Source organism: Kribbella amoyensis (genome assembly GCF_007828865.1).
GTDB lineage: Bacteria > Actinomycetota > Actinomycetes > Propionibacteriales > Kribbellaceae > Kribbella > Kribbella amoyensis.
Genome location: NZ_VIVK01000001.1, coordinates 1,005,579 through 1,026,233 on the forward strand (window position 1 = coordinate 1,005,579; position 20,655 = coordinate 1,026,233).

The following is a 20,655-nucleotide window of genomic DNA, read 5'->3' on the forward strand; positions in this document are numbered from 1 at the left end:
TTTTCTACTGCCTCTCGACGGTGGTCCTCAGGCGCAGCCGGCGATCGAGCAAGGTCGCCCCGGCCGCCAAAGCCAGGAACAGTACCGCGACCAGCAGACAGTTCAGCAACACCCTCGCGTACCCGTGCTCGGCCACGTTCACGAACGGGTACGGATAGAACCCGGTGCCCTCGCCGCGGATCAGCGTGAATCCCAGCCAGAGCAGCGGAAACACCAGCGACCAGGCGACCACCCGCGGATCGCTCTGACCGCGCGGACCGAAGAGCAGCCAGCCGAGAAGACCGAGCACCGGAGTCGCCGTGTGCAACAGGAAGTTGGCCAGCGCGGCCGCCCCGGTCAGGGCGTCCAGACCGGCCAGCGCCACGTGGTACACGATGCCGGTCACCGCGATACAGAGCACGCCGTTCAACCGCAGGGTGCGGAACAGCATCGACTCGGGCACCGGGCCGGCCGCGAGCACCGCGACGGTCGCGCCGAGCAGCAGGTTGGACTGGATGGTGAAGTAGGCGAACACGTTGAGGACGCGCTCCGGGTTGTCCGGGTAGAACCCGCCGGTGCCGGTCGCCGTGACGACGAGCTGCACCCCGATCCCGGCCAGTACGGCCGCCGCCGTGATCCCGGACCAGACCCGCCCTGCCTCGGACTTCGTCATGGACGCAATGTACGACGCGGACGCGGGCCCGGCCGGGATCTCGGGGCACCGTCGACCGGGTGGCGGTCCGGCCGGCTCAGGTGGTGAGCTTCTCGCGCTGCTCCCGTTCGGCGTCCTCGTCGACCTCACCGGTGTAGCTGAACGAGACGAAGCCGTCGATCACCAGCACGATCGTCCAGGTCCAGGCGGGTCCGAGCAGCGCGTCGAAACCACGGTCGGACAGCAGGCCGAGCCCGATCATCACGGCACACCCGACGGAGTACGCGAGCAGGTGCCGGTACCAGCCCTGGCGCTCCTTGCGAGCCTTCTCCCGGGTGCCCTTGCGCGGCTTGACCGGACGCGGCGCGCCGGCGAACCGGTACGCGGCCCAGCTGTCCGCCCACTTCAGCGTGCTGTGCCCGAAGCCGACGCTGACCCCGATGAAGATCGCGGCCAGCGAGTGCTTGAACGACGGCTCCCCGCCCTGCCGGATGTCGATCACACTGGCGACCAGCATGACCACGTCCACCAGCGGAACCGCGGCCAGCAGCACCAGGCCGAGCCGCGGCAGCCGGAGCAGGTACCGGGTCGCCAGGCCGCCGGCCAGCAGGACCCAGAAGCCGACCTCACACGCGGCGATCACAGCGAGCAGCACGAGAGTTCTCCGTCCGTCTTTTTTGACACGACTGTGTTGACAAGAGCGACGATAACACAGCTGTGCTAAAAAGGGCACATGCCGAAGATCGTCGACCACGAAGCCCGCCGCGAGGAGATCGCCCAGGCCCTCTGGCGAGTGGTCCGCCGGGACGGCATCCGGGCCGCCTCGGTCCGGACCGTCGCGGCCGAGGCCGGCTGGTCCGCCGGCGCTGTCCGCTACTACTTCCCCGACCAGGACGGCCTGGTCAGCTTCGCCATGCAGCTGGTCGGCCGCCGGGTGCGCGAACGGCTCAGCGCGCTCGAGGCGAAGGGCTCGCTGACCGAGATCGCGCTGCGCTACCTGGAGGAGGTCGTGCCGCTCGACGACGAGCGCCGGGCCGAGTTCGACATCTGGCTGGCGTTCACCGCGCAGGCCCAGGCCGAGACCGGTGCCGGCGGTCTGCGCGAGCAGGTCGGCCCGATGCACGACGGCCTGCGCAGCCTGTGCGAATCGGTGATCGCCCTGCTGTCGGAGAACGGCGCGCTACGGGACGGACTCGACGCCGAGGTGGAGACCGACCGGTTGCACGCACTGATCGACGGGCTGTCGACGCACGTCGCCGTCGTCCCCAGCCGGACGAGTCCGGAACGGGTCCGCCAGGTGCTCACCGCGCACCTCGCGTCCTTGCAGCCGTGACGTCCTGAGAGTCCGCAAAGAAGTTGCACGAACCCTCACCGAAGCCGGTCTCCGCGTGGCACGATCCACCCCATGGAGTCGGAGGGGGTCATCGTCGTCACCGGCATCACGGCGGCGGGGAAGTCGACCGTCTCCCAACTGCTCGCCGAGCGGTTCCAGTACGGCGTCCATCTGCGCGGTGAGGTGTTCCGCCGGATGATCGTCAGCGGCCAGGCCGCGGCGGACGCCGATGACGGTGCCGAGGCGATGAAGCAGCTCCGGCTCCGGTACCGGCTGGTCTGCCAGGCCGCCGACGGGTACGCCCAGGCCGGGTTCACGGTGGTCCTGCAGGACGTGGTGATCGGCGAACTGGCGCGCGAGTTCCTGGACGCGATCGAGAGCCGGCCGCGGTACCTGGTCGTCCTGACCCCACGGCCGGACGTGATCTCGTCCCGGCTCGGCGGCCTGTCCGTGGACGAGCTGGACTACGAGTTGCACGCCTTCACGCCCCGTCGCGGACTCTGGCTGGACAACTCCGACCTGACCCCGAACGAGACCGTCGACGCCATCCTCGGCCGCCTCGACGAGGCCGGCTTCGACTGACCACGGACCCGGCCGGAACGACTGGCCGCGGTGACTACCCAGGGGTAGTTTGGCCGGATGACGGCCACCGTGCGGAGGACCTCGTGCAACCTGTGTGAAGCGATCTGCGGAGTACTGGTCACCGTCGCGGACGGGCGCGTGACCGACATCCGCGGGGATGCCTCCGACCCGTTGTCGCGCGGGCACATCTGCCCGAAGGCGGTCGCGCTGAAGGACCTGCAGGAGGATCCCGATCGGCTCACCCGGCCGGTCCGGCGGACCGCGGACGGCTGGCTCGAGCTGGAGTGGGACGAGGCGTACGAGTACGTCGTCGAGCGGCTGACCGCGATCCAGCGGGAGCACGGGAAGAATGCGGTCGGCGTGTACCTCGGCAACCCGAACGTGCACAGCCTGGGCGCGATGACGCACCTGCCGCCGACGGTCAAGCTGCTGCGGACCAGGAACAGGTTCAGCGCGACCTCGGTCGACCAGTTGCCGCACATGCTCGCCTGTCACCTGCTCTACGGGCACCAGTTGATGGTCCCCGTGGCCGACATCGACCGGACCGGGTACCTGCTCGTCCTCGGCGCGAACCCGCTCGCGTCCAACGGCAGCATGATGACGGCACCCGGCTTCGGCCGGCGGTTGAAGGAGGTCCGCGCGCGCGGCGGCAAGGTGGTCGTGGTCGATCCACGCCGGACCGAGACGGCGGCCGTCGCCGACGAGCACCACTTCGTCCGGCCGGGAACGGACGCCGCGTTCCTGCTGGCCCTGATCCACCAGGTGATCGCCGACGGCGACGCCCGGCCGGCGCGGTACGTCGACGGGCTCGAAGCCGTCGCCGAGGCGGTCCGGGACTGGACGCCGGAGCTGGCCGCGGAGGTGACCGGGATCGACGCCGAGACGGTCCGGCGGATCGCGGCCGAGTTCGCCCAGGCGGAGCGCGCCGCCTGTTACGGCCGGGTCGGGGTCTCCACCCAGCAGTTCGGGGCCGTCTGCCACTGGGCGATCCAGGTCCTCAACATCATCACCGGCAACCTCGATAGGCCCGGGGGCGTGATGATCCCGCGGCCCGCGGTCGACACCCTGCGCGGGATCGGCAAGGGCCACCTGGGGAGCTGGCGGAGCCGGGTGCGCGGGCTGCCCGAGTTCGGCGGGGAGCTGCCGGCCGCGGCGCTCGCGGAGGAGATCCTGACCCCCGGCGAGGGCCAGATCCGGGCGATGGTGACGGTCGCGGGCAACCCGGTGCTCTCGCTCCCGACCGGCGGCCGGCTGGACGAGGCCCTCGGCAGCTTGGAGTTCATGGTCGCCGTCGATCCGTACATCAACGAGACCACCCGGCACGCCGACGTGATCCTGCCACCGACCCCGCCACTCGAACGCGACCACTACGACCTCGCGTTCCACCAGCTCGCCGTCCGCAACACCGCCCGCTGGAACGACGCGGTCCTCCCCCGCCCGGCCGGATCCCGGCACGACTGGGAGATCTTCCGCGGCCTCGGCCTGGCCCTGCTCCGGCGTACTCCGCGCAGCCGGCGCAAGCTGATCGCGACCGCCCGGCTGCGGCTCCATCCTCGCCGGATCGTGGACGCCGGGCTGCGGGTCGGCCCGTACCGGCTGTCGGTGGCCCAGCTGCGGAAGTCGGCCGGCGGCATCGACCTCGGCCCGTTGCAGCCCGCACTCCCGCAGGCCCTGCGGACCCCGGAGCGCCGGATCGACCTGGCCCAGCCGTTGATCCTCGCCGACCTGCCCGGAGTCCGCGCGACTTTGTTTGCTCCCAGCAACGGTGACGAGCTGCTCCTGATCGGCCGGCGGCACCTGCGCAGCAACAACTCGTGGATGCACAACTCGGCCCGGCTGGTGAAGGGCAAGCCACGGCACCAGCTGCTGATGAACCCGGCCGACCTGGATCGGCGCGAACTGTCCGACGGCCAGCTCGTCGAGGTCACCTCGGCGGCCGGCTCGGTCGTCGTCGAAGTTGCCGCGAGCAACGACATGATGCCGGGCGTGGTCAGCCTGCCGCACGGTTTCGGGCACGGCCGGCCGGGCGCGCGGCTCTCGGTGGCGAACGGCGTCGCCGGGCCGAGCGCCAACGACGTCACCGACGCCGGCCGGACCGATCCGGTGGCCGGGACGGCCGCGCTGAACGGCGTCCCGGTGACCGTCAGTTCAGCGCCGGATCCGGTGCCGGCGGCCCCGAGCTCTCCCTGACCATCAGCACCGGCGTCGAGAACAGGTGCGCCTCCGGTCGTGCCCCGGCCCGCAAAGCGAACAACCGCTCGGCCACTTCGGCGCCGTAGGCAACGATGTTGTGGCTCATCGCTGTCAGCCTCGGATGCACCAGCCGGCACAGCGCCGAGTCGTCCCAGGCGACCAGGGTGACGTCGTCCGGCGACCTCAGGCCCAGCCCGCTCAGTACCGACAACCCGGCGACCGCCATCAGGTCGTTGTCGTAGACAAGCGCCGTCGGGCGGTCGGTCGCCGTCATCAGCTCGCGGGTCGCCTCAGCGCCTTGCTCACCGGAGAAGTCGGTGTGCACGACCTTCAGGTCGAGGCCCAGTCTGCGGCCCACCGCGGTGAACGCCTGGTCCCGGATCCACACGTGGCCGTGCTCCGGCGGCCCGGCGATCCGCCCGACCCTGCGGTGCCCGAGCGACGCGACGTGCTCGACCGCGGCGTACATCGCGGAGGTGCCGTCGGTCCAGACGCAGGTCAGGTCGTCCGCCAGTGCCGGGTCGCCGACCAGGACCGCGGGCAGCTCCAGCCTGCGCAGCAAGGGGATCCGGGGATCGTCGACCCGCAGGTCGACCACGATCACGCCGTCCACCCGGCGCTCGGCGGCCCACTTCCGGTACGTCGCCATCTCCTCGTCGAGGTCCGCCACCACCTGCAGGGCGAGCGCGTACGACTTCTCGCTCAGGACGGACTGGACGCCACCGACGAAGCCCATGTAGAAGGGCTCCTCGCTGAGCGTCTTCGCGGACCTGGCCAGGACCAGGCCGAACGTCTCGCTGCGCGCGGCCGACAACTGGCGGGCGGCCCGGTTCGGTACCCACTCCAGTTCCTCGGCGACCTTGAGCACCCGGGCCCGGGTGGCCTCCGACACCCCCGGCTGGTTGTTCAGCGCGTACGAGACGGCTCCTTTGGAGACTCCCGCCCGTAAGGCGATCTCCCTGATCGTCACTCTGGCCACGACGGCCTCCTTCACCCCCGACCCCAGCGCCGGGACGGCCGGCGCGGTCATCACTCATTGTGCGCCCCGGTGGACGGACTGTCTGCGGGTAAGCGCTTGCCATCACCGTCCGCGACTGATTTGATCAAAGGCCCACCAGGTGAATCGGGTCTGGTCGGCGCGGGGCGGGCTGGGATAGGCTCACCGCGGCACTTAACCGGTTCGGCAATGTCAGTTCGGTGCACCCCCAGGGCAGCGGGGGCACGCCGGGACGAGGAGAGAAAACCATGGTCGCAGTGGACAATCTGTCCCTCCAGCTCTACACCGTCCGGCACAAGCTGGAAGAGGACTTCGACGCCACCCTGGCCCGGATCGCGGAGATCGGCTACCGCAAGGTGGAGCCGTTCGGCGTGGTCGGGATGGCCGACAAGCTGGCGGAGGCGCTGCCCAAGTACGGTCTGTCGGCGCCCACCACGCACGCCGGCCTGCTTCGTGAGGAGAGCCTGGCGCCCACCTTCGAGGTGGCGAAGAAGCTCGGCATCGGCACCGTCATCGACCCGTTCGTGGACCCGGCCAAGTGGCAGTCGGCGGACGACATCAAGGCCACCGCGGACGCACTGAACCAGGCCGCCGCCGAGGCCGCGGAGCACGGCATCACCATCGGCTACCACAACCACCACTTCGAGCTGGAGTCGAAGGTGGACGGTGTGCACGGCTTGGAGATCCTGGCCGCGAACCTGTCCGACAACGTCATCCTCGAGGTCGACACGTACTGGGCCGCCGTCGGTGGCGCCGACGTCCCCGCGCTGCTCGGCCGGCTTGGTGACCGGGTGAAGGCGCTGCACGTCAAGGACGGCGACGGCACCCTGGACAACAAGGCCCAGGTCGCGGTCGGCGACGGCACCATCGCGGTGACCGACATCCTGGCCGCGTCGCCGGGCGCCCTGCGGGTGGTCGAGCTGGACGACTTCAGCGGCGAGATCTTCGACGCCGTCGAGGGCAGCTTCCGCTACCTGTCCGGGCTGGCCGACGCATGAGCGCCGTCGGGGTCGGCGTCATCGGCGCCGGGGTGATCTCGGACGCCTACATCAAGAGCATGCAGAGCTTCCCCGACCTGCAGGTCGTCGCGATCGGCGACCTGCGACCGGAGGCGGCCAAGGACAAGGCCGAGCAGTACGGGATCGCCACCCACGGCGGGCCCGAGGCCGTCCTGAACAACCCGGACGTCGAGATCGTGGTCAACCTGACCATCCCGATCGCGCACGTCGAGGTGGCGCTGGCCGCGATCGCCGCGGGCAAGCACGTGTGGAGCGAGAAGCCGTTCTCGCTCGACCAGGAGAGCGGGCTGAAGCTGCTCGCCACCGCGCAGGACGCGGGGCTGCGGCTGGGCTGCGCACCGGACACCATCCTCGGCCCGGGGCTGCAGGAGTCGCGGCGGATCATCGAGCGCGGTGACATCGGGCAGCCGCTGACCGCGTTGACCCTGATGCAGTCGCCCGGCCCGGAGTCCTGGCACCCGAACCCGGCCTTCCTGTTCCAGCAGGGCGCCGGGCCGCTGTGGGACATCGGCCCGTACTACCTGACCACGCTGGTGCAGTTGTTCGGTCCGGTCGCCGCGGTCGCGGGTCTCGGCTCGAAGTCGCGGGAGCAGCGCACGATCGGCTCGGGTCCGCTGGCGGGCACCGACTTCGACGTGACCGTCCCGACGCACGTCAGCGCGATCGCGCGGTTCGAGTCGGGGCAGTCGTCGCAGAGCATCTTCAGCTTCGACTCGCCGCTGCCGCGCGGTGGCTTCGTCGAGATCACCGGTGCGGACGCGACGCTCGCCGTCCCGGACCCGAACCGGTTCGACGGTGAGATCAAGATCCGCCGCCGCGACGGTGAGGACTGGGAGACCGTCGCGACCACCGAGGCGTCGGCCGAGCGCGGTACCGGGGTGCTGGAGATGGCGCGGGCGATCCGGGCCGACCGGCCGCACCGGGCGACCGGGGCGCTGGCGTTCCACGTCGTCGACATCATGGCCTCGGTGACCGACTCGATCGACACCGGCGCGTTCGTCGACGTGACCAGCACGGTCGAGGTCCCGCCGGTACTGCCGGACGACTGGGACGTCCACGCGGCGACCCTCTGAGATGACCGAACCCCTCCTGGATCCCCGGCGGACCATCGTGTTCGCCGGGGATTCCGTCACCGACTGCGGCCGGCGGACCGACCCGGCCGGACTCGGTGACGGCTATGTGAAACTGCTGGCCGACCACCTCGGGTCGACGGGTCCGCGGGTCGTCAACGCCGGGATCAGCGGGCACCGGGCCAAGGACCTGGTGGCCCGCTGGCAGACCGACGTGCTGGCCGAGCGGCCGGACCTGGTGTCGATCCTGATCGGGATCAACGACACCTGGCGCCGGTACGACAAGGACGACCTGACCTCGGCGGAGGAGTTCGAGGCCTCGTACCGGCTGTTGCTGGAGCCGTTGCGGGAGGTCCGGCTGGTCCTGGTCGAGCCGTTCCTGCTGCCGGTGAAGGAGGAGCAGCACAGCTGGCGGGAGGACCTCGACCCCAAGCTCGAGGTGGTCCGCCGGCTGGCCGCCGAGTACGGCGCGCTGCTCGTCCGCACCGACACCGAGTTCACCGCGCGGGCCGTCGAGGCCGGCGCGATCACGCTGGCCGACGACGGGGTGCACCCGACGGCGGCCGGGCATCGCCTGATCGCCGATCTGTGGTTCCGGACCGTCCTGGAGGACTGATGACCACGCTGCGCTGGGAAGGACCGGACGTCGCGCTGACGTTCCGGCTCGACGACGGTCCGGTCCGGGTGGAGTCGATCCACCCGGCCGCGGCCACGATCGCGGCGCAGACCCTGGTGGAGGTGTCGGCGATCGGTCACGGCCGATCGCCCGGCACCTACCGCCATGTCGGCACCGACCTCGGCAAGGCCCTGCGGTACGTCTCACACGAACAGACCGCGACGACGCTGCGGATCGTGCAGGCGGATCCGGCCACCGGGCTGCAGGTCACCACCTTCTTCGAGGCCTCACCGGGTGTCACCGGGTTCCGGACCTGGACCGAGGCGCGGCTGACCGGACCGGGCGAACTGGTCCTCGACTTCCTCTCCGCCGCGGTGCTCGGTACCCCGGACGTGGACGCGGTCGATCTGGTGGCCGGGGACAACAACTGGATGGCGGAGAGCCGCTGGTCCCGGCGGCCGCTGCGCTCCGCGGGCGTCCCCGAGATCCGGTCGGCCGAGCACCGGCCGACCTCGCACGCCCGGTGCGCGGTCACGTCGCACGGCTCCTGGTCGACGGGTGAGCGCCTGCCCACCGGCGTCCTGGTCGACCGGACGGCCGCGTTCGCGCTCGGCTGGCAGATCGAGCACAACGGGCAGTGGCACTACGAGCTCGGTGAGACCCGCGCGGGTGGCTACGTCCTGCTCAGCGGTCCCACCGACCAGGAGCACCAGTGGACGGCGCGGATCTCGGCCGAGTCGGGCTTCCGGACCGTCCCCGTGTCGGTCGTGGTCGCGACCGGCCAGGACGAGGCGTTCGGCGCGTTGACCGCGCAGCGCCGGGCGATCCGGCAGCGGCGGCCGATCGACGACCGGCTGCCGGTGATCTTCAACGACTACATGAACACGCTGATGGGCGACCCGACCACCGAGAAGCTGCTGCCGCTGATCGACGCGGCGGCCGAGGCGGGCGCGGAGTACTTCTGTATCGACGCCGGCTGGTACGCCGAGGGCGACTGGTGGAGCACGGTCGGCGCCTGGCAGCCGTCGACGACACGGTTCCCGAACGGGCTCGGCGAGGTGATCGACCGGATCCGCGCCCGCGGCATGGTGCCCGGCGTCTGGCTGGAGCCCGAGGTCGTCGGCGTCGACTCCCCGCTCGCCACCGAGCTGCCGGCGGACGCGTTCATCAGCCGCGGCGGCGTCCGCGTCGCGGAGCACGGCCGGCACCTGCTCGACCTGCGCAGCCCGGCCGCACGTGCGCACCTCGACTCGACCGTGGACCGGTTGATCGCCGAGTTCGGGATCGGCTTCTTCAAGCTGGACTACAACACGATGACCGGGCCCGGGACCGACCTCGACGGGAAGTCCGCGGGACAAGGGCTGCTGGAGCACAACCGGGCCCAGCTCGCCTGGATCGACGGTGTGCAGGAGCGGCATCCCGAGCTGCTGCTGGAGAACTGCGGGTCCGGCGCCCTGCGGATGGACTACGCGATGCTGTCCCGGTTCCATCTGCAGTCCACCTCCGACCAGGAGGACCCCGGTCTGTACGCCCCGATCGCGGCAGCCGCTCCGGCGTCCGTCCTCCCGGAACAGGCCGGCAACTGGGCGTACCCGCAGCCCGGGATGACCGACGAGCAGCGCACGTTCGCACTGGTGAACGGGATGCTCGGCCGGATGTACCTGTCCGGCCACCTGAACCGGATGACCGCCGAGGAGCTCGGTGCCGTCGCCGAGGCCGTGACCGCGCACAAGAAGCTGCTCACCGAGCTCCCCCACCTCACCCCGTTCTGGCCGCTCGGGCTGCCCGGGTGGACCGACGAGTGGATCGCGCTCGGCCTGGCCGGGCCCAACCGGTCGTACCTCGCGCTGTGGCACCGCGGATCGGAGGCGGCCGAGGTCGTCCTGCCGGTGGCGGCGACCACGGTGACGGACTACTTCCCGGCGGCCGCTGACGGCTGGGCGTACCGCGCCGGTGCCGACGGCCTGACCGTGTCGGCCCCGGCCGGGGAGCCGTCCGCGCGGGTTATCGAACTCACCGATTGACCCTAGACTTACTGAACCTGATCAAGTAACCCGCAGAGAGAGTTCCCGCCTGTGACTTCCGTACCGACCGCTGCCGGCTCGCTCCGCGCGGTTCCGCTCAGCACCGACGCCGGCGTCGACTGGACCGTCCAGGCGGTCGAAGGCCCGGTTCCCGAGGGCAACGGCGCGCTGCTGACCACGCCGGTCGCGGCCACCGTGCCCGGCGAGGTGCACACCGACCTGCTCGCCGCCGGCGCGATCCCGGATCCGTTCGACGGCGCGAACGAGGGCCTGCTGGCCTGGATCGGCCGGACCAGCTGGACGTACCGGGCCGCCTTCGACTGGGCCGCGGACGGTCAGGCGGTGCAGGAACTCGTCGCCGACGGACTCGACACCGCCGCCACGGTCACCCTGAACGGGACCGAGCTCGGCCGGACCTGGAACCAGCACCGCGGCTACCGGTTCGACGTGACCGAACTCCTCGTTGCTGAGGGCAATGAGCTGGTGATCACCTTCGCGGCGCCGGTGCAGACCGCGAACGCGCTCGCCGAGCAGCTCGGGTTGTGGCCGCACACCAACCACCACCCGTACAACGCGATCCGGAAGATGGCCAGCAACTTCGGCTGGGACTGGGGACCGGACGTCGCCACCGTCGGGGTTTGGCGGCCGCTGCGGATCGAGTCCTGGACCGGCGCCCGGATCGACTCGGTCCGGCCGCTGGCCACCCTGGACGGCGATCGTGGCGTCCTCGACACGCACGTCGCGCTGGCCTGGTCGGACGGGTTCGCGGGCGATGCGACCGTCACCGTCGAGGTGGCCGGCACGACGTCCGCGGTGACCGTTGCCGCGGGCACCGATGAGGTGAGCCTGACGCAGACCGTGGACCAGGTCGATCAGTGGTGGCCGCGGGGTCATGGCGAGCAGCCGCTGTACGACGTGGCGGTGGCACTGACGGCACGCGAGTACGGCGACGGCTGGCAGGGGCGGGTCGGGTTCCGGACGATCACGATCGACGTGGCGCCGGACGACGACGGCGGCCCGTTCGTGATCCTGGTCAACGGCAAGCCGCTCTACGTCCGCGGCGCGAACTGGATCCCGGACGACGCGTTCGTCACCCGGCTGAACCGGGACACCTACGCCGGCAGTCTGCAGGACGCCGTCGACGCCGGGATGAACCTGCTCCGCGTCTGGGGCGGCGGCATCTACGAGAGCGAAGATTTCTACGACCTCTGCGACGAGCTCGGCCTGCTGGTCTGGCAGGACTTCCTGTTCGCCTGCGCCGCGTACTCCGAGGAGGAGCCGCTGCGCAGCGAGGTCGAGGCCGAGGCGCGGCAGGCCGTCACCCGGCTGAGCCGGCATGCCAGTCTGGCGATCTGGAACGGCAACAACGAGAACATCTGGGGCTACGTCGAGTGGGGCTGGCGCAAGCCGCTCGGCGGACGGACCTGGGGTGAGGGGTACTACTTCGACCTGCTGCCCGGGATCGTCGCCGAGCTGGACCCGCGGACGCCGTACTCCGAGGGCTCGCCGTACTCCTACGACCGGTTCATCCACCCGAACGACGAGCGGAACGGCACCATGCACATCTGGGACGTGTGGAACCAGGTGGACTACTCGACGTACCGCAAGTACATGCCGCGGTTCGTCTCGGAGTTCGGCTTCCAGGGTCCGCCGGCCTGGTCGACGCTCACCTCGGTGGTGCACGACGAGCCGCTCGATCCGTACGGCGAGCAGATGCTCGTGCACCAGAAGGCGTTCGAGGGCAACCTCAAACTGGAGCGGGGACTCGGTGAGCACCTGCCGAAGTGGGACGCCGTCCGGGGCGGTGGGGCGGGGCAGGAATCCAAGATGGCTGACTGGCACTGGATCACGCAGCTCAACCAGGCGCGCGCGGTCGGGTACGGGATCGAGCACTTCCGCAGCCTGTTCCCGCTGAACACCGGCGCGATCGTCTGGCAGCTGAACGACAACTGGCCGGTGATCTCCTGGGCCGCCGTCGACGGGCACGGCATCCGCAAGCCGCTGTGGTTCACACTGCGCAGGGTGTACGCCGATCGCCTGCTCACCGTGCAGCCGCGGGAGGACGGCCCGGCCGTTGTCGCGCACAACGACACGGACGAGCCCTGGACGACCTCGGTCACCGTGGCGCGGCGGAGTACGGCCGACGGTGGTGCCGTGCTCGCGCAGGAGACGTTCGCGCTGGACGTCGCGCCGCGGTCGGCGGTGACGAGTTCGCTGCCCGAGTCGGTGGCCAAGCCGGCCGACGCGGCCGCCGAGTACGTCGAGGTGCGTGCGGAAGACGGCAGCACGGCGTACTGGTACTTCGTCGAGGACACCGCTCTGCGGTTGGCGGCGGACGCGTACACCGCGACCGTGACGGCGACCGACGGCGGGTACGACGTCACCGTGACGGCGACCGCGTTGGCGAAGGACCTCGCCCTGTTCCCGGACCGGCTGGACGCCGAGGCCCGGGTGGACTCCTGCCTGATCACCTTGTCCGCGGGCGACTCGCACACCTTCCACGTCACCGGTGCCACGGCGCCGACGGGCGAGCTCGGCGTCCCGGTCCTGCGATCGGTCAACGATCTGGTGGGTTGAGTCTCCCCCGGCAGGAGACGGCACAGTGGGCGGTATGAGCTACTCGATCGGCGACCTGGCGAAGCGGACCGGATTGACGGTGAAGACGATCCGGTTCTACTCCGACCGCGGGCTGCTGCCGCCCACTTCGCGGACGACGGCCGGTTATCGGCAGTACGACGGGGCCGCGGTCGCCCGGCTGGAGCTGATCCGGACCCTGCGTGACCTCGGCCTCGACCTGGCCACGATCGAGCGCGTGCTGGCTCGGGAGGTCTCGGTCGCCGAGGTCGCGGCGGCGCATGTGGCGGCGTTGGACGCGCAGGTGCGGACCCTGCGGCTCCGGCGGTCGGTACTCGCGTCCGTCGTGCGGCGCGGAGCTGACGTGGACGAGGTGGCGGCGATGCACCGGTTCGTGGCTCTGTCGGAGGCGGAGCGGGTCGCGGTGGTCGACGAGTTCCTGGCGGCGGTGTTCGAGTCCGCCGGGGAGTCGTTCGCGGCGGCTCGGCGGACGATGCGGCCGGAACTGCCCGACGACCCCACGACCGAGCAGGTCGAGGCGTGGATCGAGCTGCTCGATCTGTTGGCGGACGACGACTTCCGGGCGCTGTTGCGCCGGCTGGTCGAACACCACACGGCGGAGCAACCTGGGTTACGCCCTGACGTGGTGGCGCGCATCCAGCAGCAAATTACTCCCGCCCTGGCTCTCGGCGTCGCCCCTGATTCCGGCGAAGCGGCGTCGTACCTCGCGGCCCTCGGCGACCTGCCGATCGACCACCTCGAACTCGCCGCCGACGCCCGCCGCGAGCGCTACTTCGAACTCCTCGCCATCCTCAACGGCTGGCCGCCCCCACAATCCCTGGCCCCAGCCCTCCACTGGACCCTCACCGCGCTGGCCTCAAGTAGGCCAGGTGAGTATCGAGCAGGTTGAGGAGGCGCTTGCGGGGGAAGGCCCGGGGATCGAACAGGGTCTGCACGACCAGCCCATGGGTGAAGGCGGCCAGGCTCGCGGCCAGGTCGGCCGGGTCGCCTGCGGGGAGTTCGCCGGCTTCCTGCGCCACCACGACGAGCTTCTCCAGCTTCGTGCGCCAGCGGCGGTAGCGGGCTTTCTCCAGCGCGCCCAGCTCCGGTTCGGCGAGCGCTGGATCCCATGAGCTGACCCAGACCCGGCTGATCTCGGTCGTCCCCGCGGCGATCGGGAGCACCGCGATCAGAGCCGTCCGCAGATCGCCGGACTCGGGGATCGACGTGCGGGTACGTTCCTCGGCCAGTTCGAGCGCGTGCTTGATCAGCGCCTGCTTGGACGGGAAGTAGTGCGTCACCATCCCGGTCGATCCACCCAGCGCCGCCGCGACGGCGCGCAACGTGAGTCCGCCGAACCCCTCCGCGGCCACCACCTTCCACACCGCGGCGGAGACATCGCGTCGTCTGGCTTCGTGATCCGTCCTGGCCGGCATGCCGCTATAGTACGTACCGAACGTTTGTTATGTACCGGGAGGGGTGCCGATGTTCGCCAGGACCATCACCGAGAACGCCGAGCTGCGACCGCTGGAGCCGTGGCAGGCGGCCGAGTTCCTCGCCCACGTGGACAAGGCCCGGGCGAACATCGAGCCGTACATCCCGTGGGCCGAGCTGGTCGTCGACGAGGAGTCGGCCCGGGCCTTCCTGCAGCGCTACGCGGTCCGGCAGGCCGAGGACGCGGGCCGCCTCTATGGGATCTGGCTGGACGGCGAACTGGTCGGCGGGCTGCTGTTCCGGACCTTCGAGCCGCGCTGGGGCAGTAGTGAGATCGGCGTCTGGCTGGACGGTCACGCCGAGGGCCACGGCCTGGTCACCCGGTCCGCGCAGGTGCTGATCGACTGGGCCCTCGGAGACCGCGGGATGAACCGGGTCGAGTGGCGTTGCGTCCCCGCCAACGCCCGCAGCGTCGCCGTCGCGCAGCGCCTCGGCATGACGCTGGAGGGCACGCTGCGGCAGGCGTTCCCGTACCGCGACCAGATCCACGACCTGCAGATCTGGTCGCTGCTCCGGTCCGAGTGGGAGGCCCGCGCCGAGCGCTGAGCCCGGTCCACGGCATACTCGGGGGCCGTGACGGTCGGACGGGGAATCAGGCTCACGGCTGTGCTCGTGGCCGCGGCGGCCGCTTTCGCGGGGTGCACCGACGCTCCATCCACAGCACCACCACCGACGCCATCGACCTTGGCGCCGGGCGCGCCTACGCTGACCCCGCGGTCCCCTTCGGCGACACCGAGCGGTACGCCGACGCCAAGCAGTACGCCGACCCCGAGCCCGGCTCGTACCGACCGGCCGGGTGCGTCCCGCGCGACCAACCTGATGCCGGTGATCCAGCACGGACCGCGGGGCCCGCAGCGGATCGCGCTCACCTTCGACGCGGATCTCACGGCCTCGATGCGGCGACGACTCCAGGCCGGCACCGTGAAGTCGTACTACAACGACCAGCTCATCGCCGAGCTGCGCGCACTCCGGGTCCCGGCGACCCTGTTCCTCACCGGGCTGTGGATGGAGCAGTACCCGGACCGGACCCGCGAGCTCGCCAAGGACCCGCTGTTCGAGCTGGGCACGCACACGTACGACCACCGTGCCTTCACCAAGCACTGCTACACCCTCGGTACCGTCCCCCGGGCCGAGATGCTCACCGACGTCCGCCGGGCCGTGGTGCAGCTGGACCGGCTCGTCCCGAACGCGACCAGGTGGTTCCGCTTCCCCGGCGGCTGCTACGACGGCACGGCACTGCACGAGCTCGCGCCGGCCGGGCTCACCGCGGTCGGCCTGGACGTACCGGGGGCCGACGGGTTCGCCAAGTCGCCGGACCCGATCGTCAAGCAGGTGCTGTCGAACGCGCGGGACGGCTCGATCGTGGTGCTGCACATGCACGGCGGCGACAACGCGCCGTACACCGACGAGGCGATCGGCCCGATCGTGCGTGGACTGCGCGCCCGTGGGTACGAATTGGTCACCGTCACCGAGCTGATGCGGGGCCGCTGAAAATCGGGGGAACCGCGGCGGCAGGCGCTGCGTCGAGGGGTGAGGGCATGACCGCCGGACGGTCCGGCGGCGCGCAACGCCTGCATGGTGGACCGATCCGCCACGACGGCGTGGCACCCTGGGGGACGATGACGACCGAGTGCAGTGACACCACCGACGATGACGACCAGCGCTGACTCGCGGTCGCGCGGCCGGAGCCTGCGACAGGACGCGCTCGGTGTAGGCGCCTCCACCGCGATCGGTATCGCCTCCACCGCCCCGGCGTACTCACTGGCCGTGTCGGTAGGGCTGCTCACCGCGTACGTCGGCGCGGCCGCTCCGGTGGTGCTCGCGATCAGCGCGGTCCCGGTGATCCTGGTCGCGCTCTGCTTCCGCGAGCTGAACCGGGCCGAGCCGGACTGCGGCACCACGTTCCCGTGGACCGAGAAGGCGTTCGGGCTCGGGATCGGCCGGATGGTCGGCTGGACCACGGTGATGGCCTGCGTCCTGGTGATGAGCAACCTCGCCCAGGTCGCCGCGGTGTACACCTATGCCTTGCTCGGTCTCGACAGCGCCGCGGAGTCCCGGCTCGCGCAGGCCGGTCTGGGGACCGCGTTCATCCTCGCGATGGCCCTGCTCGCCTATCGCGGCATCCGGATCGCCGCGGGGACGCAGATCCTGTTGCTGACCGTCGAGCTGGTCGCGCTGTGCTGGTTCGCGATCGGCGCGTTCCGGGAGGCCGGGACCGCGAGCATCCCGCTGTCCACCGACACGGGCGAGGGCGCCTGGGCGGCCGCGGTGCTGGTGGCCGTGTTCCTGTACTGGGGCTGGGACTCGTCGTTCAGCGTCAACGAGGAGTCCCGCGATCCGCGCCGGACCCCTGCGATCGCGGCCCTCGTGGCAAACGGTGTCCTGGTCGTCCTGTACGTCGTGGTCGCGTGGGCCGCGGTCGCGTACGCCGGGACCGACCCGCTGGGCGAGATCGCGGACGACGACTTCTTCGCGATCCTCGGTGCGGACCTGCTCGGTACGACCGGCGGCAAGGTGCTGACCGCGGCCGTGCTGGTGTCCGCGCTCGCCTCCACCCAGACCACCATCCTGCCGACGGCGCGGACGATGTTGTCGATGGCCCGGCGGGACGCGTTCCCGGGGCAGTTCGCGCGGATCTCCGCGAAGTACCGGACGCCGAGTGTGTCCACCTGGGTGTTCGCCGCCGCGAGCGTGCTGATCTACGTGACGCTGGTGCTCACGTCGGACGCGGTGCTGGCCGACTCGGTCGCCGCGGTGTCCATCCTGGTCTCGCTGTACTACCTGGCCACGGCGATCGCGGTCCCGGTGTACTTCACCGGCGAGCTGCGGGAGCGCGTCGTGCAACGGGTCGTGGTCCCGCTGCTGGCGACGATCTGCTTCGTCCTGGTGCTGGTGCTCGCGGTGTCCGACGTGGGCCGCGGGCCGCTGATCGTGGTGGCCGTGTCGACGGCGGTGGGCGCGGCGATCATGTTCTCGATGAAACCGCCGGCCGAGGGGGAAGGCAGGTCATGACCGAACGACGGATGCGCAGCGCCGGGATCACCCTCGGCCTGACCGCGCTGATGGCCGCGTCGCTGACCGGCTGTTCGAGCGGCGACCAGCCCGACTACGCGGCGATCTGCGTGGACCCGCAGACCCAGACCCGGACCGATGACGACGAGTGCAAGGACGAACGCGAGTACCACGGCTCGGGCGCCGGCTTCTTCTGGTTCTACATGGCCACCCGGGGCAACGGGTACGTCCCGGCGGTCGGCAGCCGGTACAACGCCGGCCAGGGCACGTACACGATCCCGCGGACCGGGTCCGGCGGGAGCGGGTCGCCGACGATCAGGCGCGGCGGCCTGGACAGGAAGGGTGGCGACATCGGCACCATCACCCGGGGCGGGTTCGGCAAGTCCGGCAAGGGGAGCTCTGGCGGCTGATGTGGCGGCACTCGATCAAACCCCGGCCGCGCTGGCGGGACAAGGTCGTCGAGCAGGGCCTGGTCTTCCCGATGACCGATCTGCCCGACGGCACCGAACGCCCGTACTGGAACGAGAGCGCGTGGTACGAGGTGACGATGGACGAGGTGCTGCACCTCGAACGCGTCACCGAGGAGCTGTACGCGATGTGCCGGCACGCCGCGTCGGTGATGGCGTCGGGTGACCGGTTCACCGACGAGCAGCTCGGGCTCGCGTCCGGCACGCTGCCGCTGGTCCGGGAGTCGCTGAAGCGGGACGACCTGTCCGTGTACGCGCGGTTCGACCTGGCCTGGTCCGGGGCGGAGCCGAAGATGCTGGAGATCAACGGCGACACCCCGACCGGGCTGCTGGAGTCCGCGGTGATCCAGTGGAACTGGCTGGAGGACGTGTTCCCCGACGCCGACCAGTGGAACTCGGTGCACGACCGGCTGGTGAAGTGGTGGAGCGAGCGACTCGCCGAGGGCCGGTTCCCGGGCAACGAGGCGCACTTCTTCAACTCCGCCGCGGAGACCACCGGCGAGGAGGCGATGACGGTCGCCTACCTGCGGGACACGGCCGCGATGGCCGGGCTGGCGACGTACGGGCACGAGCTGGAGGACCTCGGCTGGGAGTCGGCGCAGCGCGCGTTCGTCGACTGGGGCGGCCGGCGGATCCGGACCGCGTTCAAGCTGTACCCGTGGGAGGACATGCTGGACGACGAGTTCGGCCGGTACGTCCTGGCCGGGGTCGAACGCGAACCGGTGCAGTGGATCGAGCCGATCTGGAAGACGATGCTGTCCACCAAGGCGATCCTCCCGGTCCTGTGGGAGCTGTACCCGAACCACCCGAACCTGCTCCCGGCGTACTTCGGCGACCCGGGCGACCTGCTCGAGTGGGTGGCCAAACCGCTGCACGGGCGGGAGGGCAGCAACATCGTGATCCACACCGTCGCCGACCCCGAGGACCACGTCCACGAAGGCCCGTACGACACCTCGACGATGGTGTACCAGGAATGGCACCCGCTCCCGTCGTACGAGGGCAACCGGGCCGTCATCGGCAGCTGGATCGTCGACGGTGTCGCCGCCGGCATGATGGTCCGCGAGTCCGACGGCCCGATCACCGACTACTACGCCCGCTTCGTCCCGCACGCCATCGGCACCAGCCCGCGCCCCGACGCCGACACCATCCAGACCTGGCTGAACGAGTGATCAACCGATATTGGTGGCGATGTACTTGATCTCTAGGTACTCGTCGATGCCGGGGGCGCCGCCCTCGCGGCCGAGGCCGGACTGTTTGACGCCGCCGAACGGGGCCGCCGGGTTGGAGACGATGCCCTGGTTGAGGCCGACCATGCCGGACTCGAGCCGCTCGCTGACCCGCAACGCGCGGTCGACGTTCTTGGTGAACAGGTAGGAGACCAGGCCGAACTCGGTGTCGTTGGCCATCGCGACCGCCTCGTCCTCGGTCTCGAACGCGGTCAGTGGGGCGACCGGGCCGAAGATCTCCTCCTTCTGCAGCCGGGCCGACTTCGGCACGTCGGCGAGCACGGTCGGCGGGTAGAAGTACCCCTTGCCGTCGGCAACTTCTCCGCCGGTGAGGGGGCGGGCACCCCGCTCGACGGCGTCGTCGACCAGGTCCTTCACCTTGTCCCGCTGGACGGCGTCGATCAACGGGCCGAGGTCGACCCCGTCCTCGGTGCCGCGGCCGACCTTGAGCGCGCTCATCCGCTCGGTCAGCCGGGTCGCGAACTCGTCCATCACCGAGGCCTGCACGTAGATCCGGTTCGCCGCGGTACAGGCCTCGCCGCCGTTGCGCATCTTGGCCAGCAGGGCACCCTCGACCGCCTGGTCCAGGTCGGCGTCCTCGAACACCAGCAGTGGCGCGTTGCCACCCAACTCCATGCTGGTCCGCAGTACCTGTTCGGCGGACTGCTCGATCAGCTTGCGGCCGACCGCGGTGGACCCGGTGAACGACAGCTTCCGCGCTCGGGGGTCGCGGATCAGCGGCTCCATCACACCGCCCGAGTCGCTGGTCGTGATCACGTTGAGCACACCCGGCGGCAGGCCCGCCTCGGTCAGCAACTCGGCCAGCTTCAGCATCGACAGCGGCGTCTGCGCGGCCGGCTTCATCACCATCGTGCACCCCGCGGCGACCGCCGGACCGATCTTGCGGGCGCCCATCGCGGCCGGGAAGTTCCACGGGGTGATCAGCAGACACGGCCCGACCGGCTGCCGCAGCACCAGGAACCGGCCCGCGCCGTTCGGGGCGACCTGATACCCACCGTCGATCCGGACCGCCTCCTCGGCGAACCAGCGGAAGAACTCCGCGGCGTACGCGATCTCGCCCTTCGACTCGGCGACCGGCTTGCCCATCTCCAGCGTCATCAGCAACGCCAGCTCGTCGGCCCGCGCGGTCATCAGCTCGTACGTCCGGCGCAGGATCTCGCCGCGCTCCCGGGGCGGGGTCGCGGCCCACTCTGCTTGCGCGGCAACGGCAGCGTCGAGCGCGGCCACACCGTCCGCGGGACTCGCGTCCGCCACCTCGCACAAGGTGGCACCGGTGGCCGGGTCCTCGACGGGGAGGGTCTTACCGCCCTCGGCCGCTCGCCACTTCCCACCGACGAACAGTTCGGTCGGACACGCCTGGACGACTTCCTGCTCCCGCGCCATCAGCTTCGCCTTT

At 70.7% G+C, this 20,655-nt stretch carries 20 protein-coding genes; 15 read left to right on the forward strand and 5 right to left on the reverse strand.

The features are described from left to right. Positions 1 to 4: 4 nt before the first annotated feature. Together FB561_RS04835 and FB561_RS04840 are read right to left on the reverse strand one after the other, a co-directional pair. The gene (locus FB561_RS04835) at positions 5 to 652 is read right to left on the reverse strand and encodes a Pr6Pr family membrane protein (protein WP_145803430.1); all 648 of its coding nucleotides are present in this window, start codon (positions 650 to 652) and stop codon (positions 5 to 7) included. A gap of 76 nt (positions 653 to 728) precedes the next feature. Then, positions 729 to 1,286 (reverse strand): 2TM domain-containing protein, encoded by a 558-nt coding sequence (locus tag FB561_RS04840; protein WP_145803432.1) that lies wholly within the window; start codon positions 1,284 to 1,286, stop codon positions 729 to 731. A gap of 78 nt (positions 1,287 to 1,364) precedes the next feature. Here FB561_RS04840 and FB561_RS04845 point away from each other — a divergent pair, with 78 nt between their 5' ends. The 3 genes from FB561_RS04845 (at position 1,365) to FB561_RS04855 (ending at position 4,736) form a co-directional block, all read left to right on the forward strand. Further along, a complete protein-coding gene (locus FB561_RS04845) occupies positions 1,365 to 1,964 on the forward strand; it encodes a TetR/AcrR family transcriptional regulator (RefSeq protein ID WP_145803434.1) in 600 nt (199 codons plus the stop codon). A gap of 72 nt (positions 1,965 to 2,036) precedes the next feature. Continuing rightward, the gene (locus tag FB561_RS04850) at positions 2,037 to 2,546 is read left to right on the forward strand and encodes an AAA family ATPase (protein ID WP_145803436.1); all 510 of its coding nucleotides are present in this window, start codon (positions 2,037 to 2,039) and stop codon (positions 2,544 to 2,546) included. 57 nt (positions 2,547 to 2,603) lie between these two features. Further along, positions 2,604 to 4,736 (forward strand): molybdopterin-dependent oxidoreductase, encoded by a 2,133-nt coding sequence (locus tag FB561_RS04855; RefSeq protein ID WP_145803438.1) that lies wholly within the window; start codon positions 2,604 to 2,606, stop codon positions 4,734 to 4,736. On the opposite strand, the gene FB561_RS04860 is transcribed toward FB561_RS04855, so the two are convergent. Continuing rightward, positions 4,690 to 5,718: a LacI family DNA-binding transcriptional regulator gene (locus FB561_RS04860; protein WP_145803440.1), complete on the reverse strand. Its 1,029-nt coding sequence runs from the start codon at positions 5,716 to 5,718 to the stop codon at positions 4,690 to 4,692. The two genes, FB561_RS04855 and FB561_RS04860, sit on opposite strands and share 47 nt — an antisense overlap. 266 nt (positions 5,719 to 5,984) lie before the next feature. On the opposite strand from FB561_RS04860, the gene FB561_RS04865 reads away from it, so the two are divergent. Genes FB561_RS04865 through FB561_RS04890 form a run of 6 tightly spaced genes read left to right on the forward strand, consistent with a single transcriptional unit; the run spans position 5,985 to position 13,949 of the window. Further along, a complete protein-coding gene (locus FB561_RS04865) occupies positions 5,985 to 6,734 on the forward strand; it encodes a sugar phosphate isomerase/epimerase family protein (protein ID WP_145803442.1) in 750 nt (249 codons plus the stop codon). Continuing rightward, positions 6,731 to 7,828 carry a Gfo/Idh/MocA family protein gene (locus tag FB561_RS04870; protein WP_145803444.1) on the forward strand — a complete coding sequence of 366 codons (1,098 nt, stop codon included), beginning with the start codon at positions 6,731 to 6,733 and terminating at the stop codon, positions 7,826 to 7,828. The genes FB561_RS04865 and FB561_RS04870 overlap by 4 nt, the downstream gene beginning before the upstream one ends. A gap of 1 nt (position 7,829) precedes the next feature. Further along, positions 7,830 to 8,441, forward strand: a complete 612-nt coding sequence (locus FB561_RS04875) for an SGNH/GDSL hydrolase family protein (RefSeq protein ID WP_145803446.1) — start codon at positions 7,830 to 7,832, stop codon at positions 8,439 to 8,441. Then, entirely contained in the window at positions 8,441 to 10,465 is a 2,025-nt protein-coding gene (locus FB561_RS04880) for a glycoside hydrolase family 36 protein (protein WP_145803448.1), read from the forward strand. The genes FB561_RS04875 and FB561_RS04880 overlap by 1 nt, the downstream gene beginning before the upstream one ends. Before the next feature lie 51 nt (positions 10,466 to 10,516). After that, entirely contained in the window at positions 10,517 to 13,042 is a 2,526-nt protein-coding gene (locus FB561_RS04885; RefSeq protein WP_145803450.1) for a glycoside hydrolase family 2 protein, read from the forward strand. A gap of 34 nt (positions 13,043 to 13,076) precedes the next feature. Next, a complete protein-coding gene (locus tag FB561_RS04890; RefSeq protein WP_145803452.1) occupies positions 13,077 to 13,949 on the forward strand; it encodes a MerR family transcriptional regulator in 873 nt (290 codons plus the stop codon). Here the strand turns inward: FB561_RS04890 and FB561_RS04895 are convergent. After that, on the reverse strand, positions 13,903 to 14,475 hold the full coding sequence (locus FB561_RS04895) for a TetR/AcrR family transcriptional regulator (protein ID WP_145803454.1): 573 nt from the start codon (positions 14,473 to 14,475) through the stop codon (positions 13,903 to 13,905). The genes FB561_RS04890 and FB561_RS04895 overlap by 47 nt on opposite strands. A 49-nt stretch (positions 14,476 to 14,524) precedes the next feature. Between FB561_RS04895 and FB561_RS04900 the strand changes: the two genes are divergently transcribed. The 6 genes from FB561_RS04900 (at position 14,525) to FB561_RS04920 (ending at position 19,181) form a co-directional block, all read left to right on the forward strand. Next, positions 14,525 to 15,079 carry a GNAT family N-acetyltransferase gene (locus FB561_RS04900; protein WP_145803456.1) on the forward strand — a complete coding sequence of 185 codons (555 nt, stop codon included), beginning with the start codon at positions 14,525 to 14,527 and terminating at the stop codon, positions 15,077 to 15,079. A gap of 273 nt (positions 15,080 to 15,352) precedes the next feature. Beyond that, positions 15,353 to 16,024, forward strand: coding sequence for a polysaccharide deacetylase family protein (locus tag FB561_RS04905; RefSeq protein ID WP_145812762.1), 672 nt, complete (start codon positions 15,353 to 15,355; stop codon positions 16,022 to 16,024). 47 nt (positions 16,025 to 16,071) lie between these two features. Then, on the forward strand, positions 16,072 to 16,200 hold the full coding sequence (locus tag FB561_RS38920; RefSeq protein ID WP_272952530.1) for a hypothetical protein: 129 nt from the start codon (positions 16,072 to 16,074) through the stop codon (positions 16,198 to 16,200). Next, the gene (locus FB561_RS04910) at positions 16,184 to 17,545 is read left to right on the forward strand and encodes an APC family permease (protein WP_145803459.1); all 1,362 of its coding nucleotides are present in this window, start codon (positions 16,184 to 16,186) and stop codon (positions 17,543 to 17,545) included. The genes FB561_RS38920 and FB561_RS04910 overlap by 17 nt, the downstream gene beginning before the upstream one ends. Further along, positions 17,542 to 17,955, forward strand: a complete 414-nt coding sequence (locus tag FB561_RS04915) for a hypothetical protein (RefSeq protein WP_145803461.1) — start codon at positions 17,542 to 17,544, stop codon at positions 17,953 to 17,955. The genes FB561_RS04910 and FB561_RS04915 overlap by 4 nt, the downstream gene beginning before the upstream one ends. Continuing rightward, a complete protein-coding gene (locus FB561_RS04920) occupies positions 17,955 to 19,181 on the forward strand; it encodes a glutathionylspermidine synthase family protein (RefSeq protein WP_145803463.1) in 1,227 nt (408 codons plus the stop codon). The genes FB561_RS04915 and FB561_RS04920 overlap by 1 nt, the downstream gene beginning before the upstream one ends. Here FB561_RS04920 and FB561_RS04925 read toward each other — a convergent pair whose 3' ends face one another. Continuing rightward, positions 19,182 to 20,642: an NAD-dependent succinate-semialdehyde dehydrogenase gene (locus FB561_RS04925; protein ID WP_145803465.1), complete on the reverse strand. Its 1,461-nt coding sequence runs from the start codon at positions 20,640 to 20,642 to the stop codon at positions 19,182 to 19,184. Between the last annotated feature and the right edge of the window lie 13 nt (positions 20,643 to 20,655).